At 42.2% G+C, this 5366-nt stretch carries 7 protein-coding genes; all 7 read left to right on the top strand.

Features of this window, described 5'->3' with window-relative positions; translation table 11 throughout:
- Nucleotides 1-619: hypothetical protein (locus VF500_RS04995; protein ID WP_330858620.1), on the top strand; the 619-nt coding region annotated here is incomplete at its 5' end.
- 27 nt (nucleotides 620-646) lie between these two features.
- Nucleotides 647-1336 (top strand): HAD family hydrolase, encoded by a 690-nt coding sequence (locus VF500_RS04990; protein ID WP_330858619.1) that lies wholly within the window; start codon nucleotides 647-649, stop codon nucleotides 1334-1336.
- A 153-nt stretch (nucleotides 1337-1489) separates the two neighbouring features.
- On the top strand, nucleotides 1490-2464 hold the full coding sequence (locus VF500_RS04985) for an ABC transporter substrate-binding protein (RefSeq protein ID WP_330858618.1): 975 nt from the start codon (nucleotides 1490-1492) through the stop codon (nucleotides 2462-2464).
- Nucleotides 2465-3334: an ABC transporter permease gene (locus VF500_RS04980; RefSeq protein WP_121224573.1), complete on the top strand. Its 870-nt coding sequence runs from the start codon at nucleotides 2465-2467 to the stop codon at nucleotides 3332-3334. It begins immediately after the preceding gene.
- A complete protein-coding gene (locus VF500_RS04975) occupies nucleotides 3331-4080 on the top strand; it encodes an ABC transporter ATP-binding protein (protein WP_330858617.1) in 750 nt (249 codons plus the stop codon). Before VF500_RS04980 ends, VF500_RS04975 begins: the two co-directional genes overlap by 4 nt.
- Nucleotides 4081-4114: 34 nt before the next feature.
- Nucleotides 4115-4360, top strand: a complete 246-nt coding sequence (locus VF500_RS04970) for a hypothetical protein (protein ID WP_330858616.1) — start codon at nucleotides 4115-4117, stop codon at nucleotides 4358-4360.
- A 342-nt stretch (nucleotides 4361-4702) separates the two neighbouring features.
- Complete coding sequence (locus VF500_RS04965) at nucleotides 4703-5224, top strand: hypothetical protein (protein WP_330858615.1); 522 nt, start codon at nucleotides 4703-4705, stop codon at nucleotides 5222-5224.
- Nucleotides 5225-5366: the final 142 nt, after the last annotated feature.

The raw sequence follows: 5366 nt of genomic DNA, 5'->3' as shown, positions 1-5366 counted from the left end.
GGCAGGAGGCGGAGCAGGCGGTGCCGACGGTACAGGTACAGCTGCAGGCTTTACCGCGCCAACCGGAATAGCGGTTGACGGAAATGGAAATTTATTTGTTGCTGATGTTTATAAGATCCGTAAAATAACCTCGGCAGGCGTTGTAACTACGTTTGCAGGTTCGGGTGTAGCAGGTTCTGCGAACGGGGCGGGGACGGCCGCAAGTTTTTCGCAGGTTAAAGGTATTGTAATGGACTTGTCGGGTAACCTTTATGTAACAGATGCTGGTAATAACATGATCAGAAAGATCACTTCTGATGGTGTTGTTTCTACCCTGGCGGGTAGCGGTGCCGAGGGTTCGGCAAACGGTAACGGTAATACTGCTACCTTTACGGCTCCTATCGGTCTAACTGTCGATAATCAGGGCGTTGTTTATGTTGGAGACTCGGGCCATTTCATCAGGGCTGTTGATGCCTTTGGCAATGTTACAACAATTGCAGGCACCGGTTTTTCAGGGCTGGCTAATGGAGAGGGCTCTCAAGCCAGTTTCTCAATCCCTTACGGACTTTCAGTAGGGGTAGGGACGGTTTATGTTGCCGATACATTCAATAATATGATCAGGGTAATTACTGCTCAATAAACTAACTTCTTCTATAAATTAACATCAATGTCATCGCCGGCAGGAGTAAAAAATCTTACTTTTGCCGGCGATATGAATGATTCGCTTAAAAACAAATACGACAGCATAATTTTTGACCTTGACGGTACACTTTGGGATAGCACAGCAAACGTAGCCCTTGCATGGCAGGCAGCTATCAGCAAAGTTGATTATATTAAAGAGGAAATGACGCAGGAGCGCGTGCGTTCCATTACCGGCATGACCTATGATGCCATCTTTGATAAATTATTCCCGGAACTGAATACTGAGCAACGTAAAGAAGTGCAGGCTCTTTGTGCCGTAAGCGAACTGGAGATACTGCACACCAAAGGAGGCGAGCTTTATCCGCAACTGGAAGAAACGCTTAAATACCTTGCAGCAAATTATAAGCTCTATATTGTAAGCAACTGCCAGAACGGTTACATCGAATTGTTTTTGGATCTGAACCAATTGCACGGCCATTTTCTTGGGCACCAGTGTTTCGGCACAAAAGGAAACCCAAAGGCTGATAATATAAAGGATGTGGTTAACGATCATCAATTGAAAGCTCCAGCTTATGTAGGCGATACCATGGGCGATTATAACGCTGCAAAACAAGCGGGGGTGCCTTTCATCTTCGCCAATTATGGTTTTGGTGTTGTGCCGGATGGCATGGTAGCAACCGTCAGTAATTTTGCCGAACTTAAAGAACTGCTTTAAGCATATAATTTTATCAAAACTGTTCAGGATAGGAGAGGTTTTGCTATCCCGAATGGCAATGCAACTTGTTGTAGTTATAATCCTATTGTAAAACAATTTTCAGCTTTTGCCATTCTACTTTCAGCTTTACAGCTAAAAATTTAATTTAGTAACATGAAGTTCATCAAGTATCTGCCCATAGCCTTAGTTTTTATTTCTTTTGCATCGTGTAAACCCAAAACCAAATCAATGCAGGTGCCTGTAGTTGGTTTTGTTGATGCTTTTGAAGATGCCACAATATCACAGGCGCGCAAAGGTTTTACCGATGCTTTGGCCAAGAACGGCTTTAGCGAAGAAAAAAAGACCGTACAGATAGAATACAGCAATGCTCAGGGTGATATTCCAACACTTACACAGATCGTAAACCACTTTGTTACCGATAGTGTTAACCTGCTGGCAACCTGCACAACCTTATCGACTGTAACGGCGCTTCAAAAAACACAGCATATCCCGGTTTTTGCCATGGTATCCCCAACGGCCGAACGGATGAAGGTTGTTGATGCAAGCGGCAAAGCCCCGGCTAATCTTTTTGGTGCGGTAGAAGAGTTAAACTATATTGATACTTCGTTCAGTATTATTCCTAAACTGCTTAAACCCAAGGGGGCCAAGCTGGTTATCGGGATGATCTATAACCAGTCGGAGCCGCAGTCGGCAGATGCCCTGAACCGTATTAAAACATTGGCTGCAGGATTAAATGTTGATATAGTAGCGCTTCCGTTAAATACATCTGCCGATGCGCAGCTGGTTACGCAATCACTGCTAAATAAAAACATTGATGCTTTTTTTGCTAACCCGGATAATACCGTTTTCGCATCTTTTGAAACTATACTGAAAAACTGCAATCAAAAAAATATTCCCATTTTTACCAGCGAAGCAGGCTTGGTGCAGCGCGGCGCTGTAGCTGCTTTTGGTGCCGATATTTACCAATGGGGGTATCAGGCAGGTGAACAGGCTGCCCAATATCTTAAAACAAATAAAACTGATGGCCTGCAGCCCGAAATGGTGAAGATCAGGAAGAGGGTATATAACCCTGCCGCTGCTAAAAAATATAATATCACCATTCCGCCAAATTTTGAGCCTGTAAAATAAATGGATTTTTACCTTACCGCTTTACTGCAAGGCCTGTGCTTTTCGGCCATAGCGCTGGGGATTTATATATCCATGAAGATCTTTAATATTCCGGATATCACAACCGACGGCAGCTATACGTTGGGCGGTGTGGTAACGGCGGTATTATTGACCAACCATCAGCCCACCTACATTATTTTACCTGCTGTGATTTTGGCAGGGGCAACTGCGGGGGCTGTTACCGGTATTATCCATACTAAATTAAAGATCAATGCACTACTGGCCGGAATCCTGGTCATGACGGCACTTTACTCGGTTAACCTTACTATTATGGGCCGGTCGAATTTACCGCTCATCAATTTACCTTCATTGTTTACTATAGTAGATGTGGTAAGCGACCCTAATCAAAATACATTCTGGATCCTTGCCATTTTTGTTATTTTGATCACTTTCCTGATCGGTTACCTACTTAAAACCGATTTCGGCATCGCCATGCGGGCTACCGGCAATAGTGAATCCATGATCCGTTCGTTAGGTGTAAATACCGACAGGATGAAGATCACCGGGTTAGCTTTGGCTAACGCGCTTACAGCATTAAGCGGTTATTTGGTAGCACAGTTTCAGGGTTTTGCAGATATTAGTATGGGCATTGGCATTGTAATAGTCGGGTTAGGATCCGTGATCATAGCCGAGACGTTGATTAACTGGTTTAAGCTAACTTCTGTATGGTTAAGCCTTGTATTGGTATTAACCGGGGCGGTGATATTTCAATTGGTACTGGCATTTACCCTGTCGGTAGGTGTAGATCCTAAATTGCTTAAAATAGTTACTGCCGGTTTTGTGCTGGTGATTGTAAGTCTGCCGCGTTTATCCTTATTAAGATCATCATGATAACGATAACCGACGTACATAAAATATTCAATAAAGGTAAAGCTAACCAGGTAAACGCTGTTAATGGCATTACACTGGAAATAAAGGACGGTGAGTTTTTAGTGGTGGTAGGCTCAAACGGCTCGGGCAAAACTACCCTGCTTAATTTAATTGCCGGCAGTGTATTGGCTGATAAGGGTACAATAAGCATTGATAGCACCGATGTAACCAAACTCCCCGATTATAAACGCAGCCAGTGGATTGCAAGGGTATTCCAAAATCCCTTGAGCGGCACTGCGCCTGATCTGAGTATTTTAGATAATTTTCGCCTGGCATCACTCCGCACCAAAACAAAGGGCTTATCTGTTGGGGTAAATGACGCTTTTAAAAAACAAGTGCAGGAAAAAGTGGCCAGTCTTGGCATGGGTTTGCAGGATAAGATAGAGCAACCAATGGGGACTTTATCTGGCGGGCAGCGGCAGGCGCTTACCTTGCTGATGAGCGTGATGGACAGTTGTAAGGTTTTACTGCTGGATGAGCCCACAGCAGCCCTCGACCCGCGCTCGGCGGATGTAGTAATGCGGACGGCTGATACACTGATCCATGATTTTAACCTGACAGCTGTATTCATTACACATAATTTAAAGGACGCTTTTAACTATGGCACACGAATAATACAAATGGGCGAGGGGTTGATTATTAATGATTTATCGGGTGCTGAGAAGGCCTCTTTAAAACAAAATGACTTGTTTGATTGGTTCGCTTAAAAATTGGCAAAGTAATTGTGTAGAAACCTGTACCATGAAAAACAATAATTTTGGAACCATATCCGATGCTTACCAGTTAGTAAGCGGCGCGAAAATAAAAGGTAAAAAACACGACGAAGTATTTGAACTTGGCGCATATGATGCCCTTAAACGCGGCTACGTGCTTTATCCGCTTGAGCACGGTGTTAAGTTTGATGATTTCAGTGTAATGATATCAGAAAATGAATTAAAAAATAACTTCCTGATAGAGGCAGTTAAACAAAACTCAATAGCAGCTTAATAAACAAGCTGCTATTTTTATGTTAAGTCTTTGTAGTCATACAAAGGTAATAAACCTCATGCACAAGGTATTGACTTTTTGTACGAGGTTTTCTTCTCTTGCTTTTCTCGTTCAATAATTGTAGGTTTGCACATATAAAGTACAAACCGATGCTGTTTAATAGATCATTCTGCTCAACAATAATGTGGCCCATGGTGTCGCAGCAGAAGGGTTTTGCATCGATAATTCTCTTCTCAACTCCGGTATAGCGGTTTCGAAGTACCCAAACCGATCCTACATTTACCACATTAGTATAACTTAAGTATTACTTAAACGTAAGCTTAACTGAATTTGAAATTTTATATGGACAATTATTATTCAATAGAAGAAAAGTACCTCCAGGCTGTTGATGAACTATCGTTCGGCGAAACACCTAAAGGCTTGAATATATTAAACCAGATCGTTGCGGATGAGCCATTTTTTGCAAGGGCACATTACCAGTTAGGGATGATCTACTATTACAAGATTCAGGATTACCAAACCGCTGGCTATCATTTTAAAACCTGCATGGAGCTGGAGCCATCGTTCCCGGATAATTATACTCATTATCTCGATCTGGTAGTATTCCTCGGTATGGAGAAACTGGTTGCAACTATTTCTGCCCAGGCTTTAACCATACCAGGCGTAGACAAGTCCCGTACATTTGAGTTGCTTGGTCTGTTTTACGAAAAACAAAAAGACTGGAATAAAGCTTTAGGCTACTACCAGGAAGCTTTTATGGAAGTAACTGAAAAAGACGAGCGTAAAGATATTGAAGATAGCTTTAAACGCGTACGCTCAAAAATGAAGCAAAAACAGGCTTACACTTATTTCATTACCGAATAAACTGTGTAGTTTTTACCAGGTACTTTAAACAAATAAGCCCCAAATTCTGGGGCTTATTTGTAATAAAAAATCCTAATTAATAACGTATGCATAAATGTACGTATTTAATGTAAGATGCTGTTATACAGATGTAATACAATTT

The sequence above is a fragment of the Mucilaginibacter sp. genome (genome assembly GCF_036383575.1).
In the GTDB taxonomy this organism is placed as follows: domain Bacteria; phylum Bacteroidota; class Bacteroidia; order Sphingobacteriales; family Sphingobacteriaceae; genus Mucilaginibacter.
Note: the sequence above shows the minus strand (reverse complement) of the source record. Positions and strands in the feature narration are given on the sequence as shown.